Genomic DNA, 4,605 nt, shown 5'->3' with positions numbered 1-4,605 from the left:
CGCTAATTATCAATAGGAACCATATCTAATGCCTATTCTTGTGTACAAATTAGCTATCTTTGCTATTGGGCGATCGCAGTCTAAAAGGCACTTATGGTAAGACTTTGGTTGTTTTCGGAGATGTCTACTGGGGTCAATCAAATTAACCGGATCGTTATGCACATAAGTATACTTGTGCAACGACTGAGGGTCATCTAGGAATCCTTCAAACGAGTCTTTAGAAATAAATCGCCCCTTTTCCGGATTATAGTACCTAGCCCTCAGATAATAAAGGTCGCTATTTTCGTCAAACTGCTCGCCAGTAAAGCCAAAATCATTATCTGTATTGCCTTGTTGTCCTATCAACCGACCAAAGGCATCATATACATATTGGTCGGTTACATTACCATTGCTATCGGTCAGCGCATTTACAGAACCCAACCCAGCAGCATGATGAATCGATTCCTGACCTTGTTGGTCTTGGGAAATTAAATCCAGTCCGCGAACATAGGAATTCTCGATTGTCCCATCGGGTTTATATTCCTCAACAACCTCAGCGTATGCTTCTTCCGTATCAACCAAGTAGCGTGTTTCTTCCCCATTAACAATTACCGCAACCCGATTGCCATCAGCGTCATAACGGTATTCAATACGCTGTGTTCCTTGGGCGCTTACGATGTCCGCACCAATTAATCGTCCTTGGTCGTCCCATCTGTAGTTTACTTGGTCTGTGCCGTTAACCTTAACAGTTAGCGTACTGCCGTTGTCATCGTATGTATACTCAGTGGTTTGACTATTGAGAATTTCTCTGAGCAATCGGTCATTGTCATCGTAGCTGTATGTCGTTATTCCTTCACCTGAGTCATTGCGACTGAGGCGATTACCTACCGCATCATAGGTATAACCAATCGTGCGATTTCCGGCAGTTGGATCGGAAATTACTTCTTGAACTAGACGATAAAGTCGATCGTAGGCGTAATTAACCTGTCGTCCGTTTGCTTCTGTTACAGCTAAACGGTTTCCTGCTAGCCCCAAAGTGTATTCATAACCAGCAATTATACCGGATGCTCCCCTTTGCTCCACAGAAGCAAGCCTATCTAAGCTATCGTAGTGGCGAGTTTCTATTGTATTGTTGGATAATTCGGTGCGAACTAAGTTGCCAACTGCATCGTAAACATATCTCGTAACGCCTCCACTGCGATCGCTGACTGTTTGCATTCGATTCAGGGCATCGTAAGTATAACCAACTGTTCCCGCAGAGGTGGTTAGAGATGTGCGGTTTCCAGCAATATCATAGGTGTAACCAATAGTTCTACCGTCTACTCCTGTGCGTGTAGTTAGTTGGTCTCGCTCATTGTATGTATAGCTAGTTACACCTCTGCTATCCGTCACCGTTGCCCGTTGCAGTGTTGGCGTATAGGTATAATTAACAGAGGTTCCATCTGCAAAACCTTCTGTAATTATTTGGTCGTTACTGTTATATCTGTAAGTTATTGTTTTGCCGTTAAAATCCGTGACACTGGTAACATTTCCCACCGCATCGTAGGTTTGGGTGGAACGTTGACCCAAAGGTAGTATGGTGGCAAAACGTTGACTAACAGCATCATACTGGTAAGTAGTTGTGTTCCCTTTAGCATCCTTCTGGCTAATTAGGCTCCCTTCCGCATCATAGCCGTACTCTGTACGCTGACCCAGAGCATCAACTACAGCCGTTAGCCGATCAAGGGCATCATATTTAAATTGAGTAGTAATACCAGCTTGGTCTGTTTCCGCAATTACGCGATCGAGAGCATCGTATGTGGTAATTGTTTTTGTGCCATCGCTTAATCGAGTTTCGATAATACGACCTAATGGGTCATACACAAACTGGGTAGCACGGTTGAGAGCATCGGTAACAGTTACTACTTCCCCATTAGTATTGTAAGCATTGCGGGTGAGATTTCCTAATGCATCACGGATGAGGATTTGACGACCAGCAGCATCATATCCATACTGGGTTCGATTTCCTCGTTCGTCAACAAAACCAATTAAACGACCAGCAGCATCGTATTCTCTACGAATTCTGGGATTATCAGCAAGATTGCTGGGGGTGCTATCAGGAGCAATTGTTTCAACTAAACGACCCAAAGCATCATAAACAAAGTTAGTAACACGACCACCCCTATCAATGGAATTTATCCGTCGTCCATTTGCATCGTAGGTAAACTGCTCAGTTGTACCATCTGCATCGCGAATCTCTGTTAACTGGCTGCGATTATCGTAAATATACTCAGTTCTACGACCTAGTGCATCAATTGTCGCTGTGCGATCGCCTGAAGCATTATATTCGATTCGGCTAACATTACCTAAAGCATCGGTGACGGTAATTGGTCGATTTTCTCCATCATAGGTAAACCGGGTAGTATTGCCTAACGGTGTGGTAGTAGTCAGTAAATTACCGTTATTATCGTAAGTTAATAAGCTCTTTTGATTTAGAGCATCGATGATAGCAGTTATACGACCTTGGCTATCATACTCATATCGGGTTGCATTAGTTTGAGGATTGGTAACACTTACAACATTGCCCTGGTTGTCGTAAACATAGGTGGTTGTTTGACCTGCTGCATTAGTTGTAGTTAGAAGATTTCCTTGAATGTCGTAAGAATTTTGCGTCTTGTTACCAAGGGGGTCAGTAACCGTTACAACTTTATTTAAGTTGTTGTAAATGTAGGTAGTGGTTTGATTTAAACCATTAGTTTCGCTGAGAAGATTTCCCCTACTGTCGTAAGTATAGTTTGTTGCATTTCCTAGCGGGTCTTTCACGCTCAGAAGGTTATTATTCGCGTCGTAAGTTCTTTGGATAACACCACTCAATGGATTAATTTCGCTAATAATATTACCGCGATCGTCGTAAACCAGTGTTGTGGGATTACCTAAAGCATCAGTAATAGTTTGCACCGAACCATTTGTATTAAAGCCCAAGTCAGTTACATTACCATTACCATCAATAATCCTTGCTAATCTTCCTTTCTCGTCATACTCAGTGCGAACACCCTTACGTCCCAAGGGGTCAATTATCTCGGTTAAGAAGCTTGGGCGATTTGGGTTATTGTAAACAAACTGAGTTGCATTATTGTTGCGATCGCTTACACTTACCAAATTCCCTCTCGCATCATACCCATACAAAATCGCTTTACCTGTGGGGTCAGTAATTTGGGTAATCCGTCCTTGGGTATCCCGCAAAAACTCAACGGAAGCACCTGTGGAACTGAAAATACCGTTATCTTGGAAAGTTAAAGTATTATTGTTACGGTCTTTAACTGTTTGCAGACCTTTAAATTGGTCGTACTCGTAGATTGTACCGTCTTTGGTAGTGAGTTTATATTCCGAGGGGTTATAAGCGAAGGGAATAAAGAACAAACTAAAGCTACCATCTGACCTTTGTTGGAGGTTAATGTCATCGACTTCTAACTTGTCATAAACTCCAGGGTCTGCAACAAATCTAGGTTTCCAAAATGCACCTAATAAACTACCACCAGCGACATAGGGGTCAAAGGTGAAACCGACACGACGACCTTCGGGGTTGGTTAAATAGACTTTTGTCCCAGCAGTGAAGGGATTTGCACCAAATAGTGATGGTACACCTTGTTTTTCGGCATCGGTTAATGGTACTGATTCTTGAATTTTGGCATCTTTAACTCCCAAACTCCAACCAAAGCCAAAATCACCGGAGAAACTACTTTGGAGTGTGTCGTAAACTCGATTAACTTGAATAGGAATTCCTGCTAATGGAATCGATAAATCGGTTAACTCTAGTCGGAAATTACCAACTTTGTTGTCACCGGAAACACCTAGGAAAACCCCTCGCGAGCTAATATTACCGCTAAAATCTTGGGCTGTAACTCTTAGGACGTAGTTACCGTTAAATAAGGTAGTGGGGTCAAATTGACCGATTATCGAGCGATTAACATTAGTTTTACCTTCCGAGATAGTCACAAAATCTGGATCAGCAGCAGCCAGATTATTAATATCAACCAGGTCTAAAGGTGCGTAATCTACACGGTAAAATTCCAGGTTGTCATCGCTAACGCTACCAACAATATCTGTGAGGTTGGTAATAGTTTTATTGGTTTGGGGGCTGATAATTTCAACTGTTGGTGCAGTGGTGTCGCTGGGGTCAAGTACGCGCAGAGATAAATCTTTTTTAACTACATTTCCTGCGGTATCGGTTGCAGTTGCGACAACTTGGAATACACCAGCTTGATTTAGCTGGACTATTGCAGAACCTGCATTAAGAGTAACGGGATTTCCATCAATAGTCAGGGCAATATTGGCAATACCATTATTATCTGTACCAGATACTTGGAAGGTGACGCTTTCGCCGATGTTAACAATATTGCTGCTAAAACCAAATTGAACTGTAGGTAATTCCTTATCTACCCCATCACCGACATTGATTTGGAAGGTTTGGGTTGCAGAACCTCCGCGTCCATCTTGTACCCGCAAAACAACATTCTGGCTTCCTATTTCATTTGCTGTAGGTCTCCAAACTACCACACCTTTTGATGCATCTACAGCCATGCCATCAGGTTTTTCCAACAAATCAAAGCTTAGAACATCTCCGTCTCTATCTCTAGCGAAAGCATT

The 4,605-nt window shown here is 42.6% G+C and carries 1 protein-coding gene; it reads right to left on the bottom strand.

Annotated features, from left to right (window positions below):
* Window positions 1-9: 9 nt before the first annotated feature.
* Window positions 10-4,605, bottom strand: a 4,596-nt coding sequence (locus IQ247_RS31455; RefSeq protein ID WP_193926094.1) for an RHS repeat-associated core domain-containing protein, incomplete at its 5' end; no start/stop codon positions are given.

It is taken from the genome of Plectonema cf. radiosum LEGE 06105, assembly GCF_015207665.1.
GTDB classification, from domain to species: Bacteria; Cyanobacteriota; Cyanobacteriia; order Cyanobacteriales; family Nostocaceae; genus Rivularia; species Rivularia radiosa_A.
Note: the sequence above shows the minus strand (reverse complement) of the source record. Positions and strands in the feature narration are given on the sequence as shown.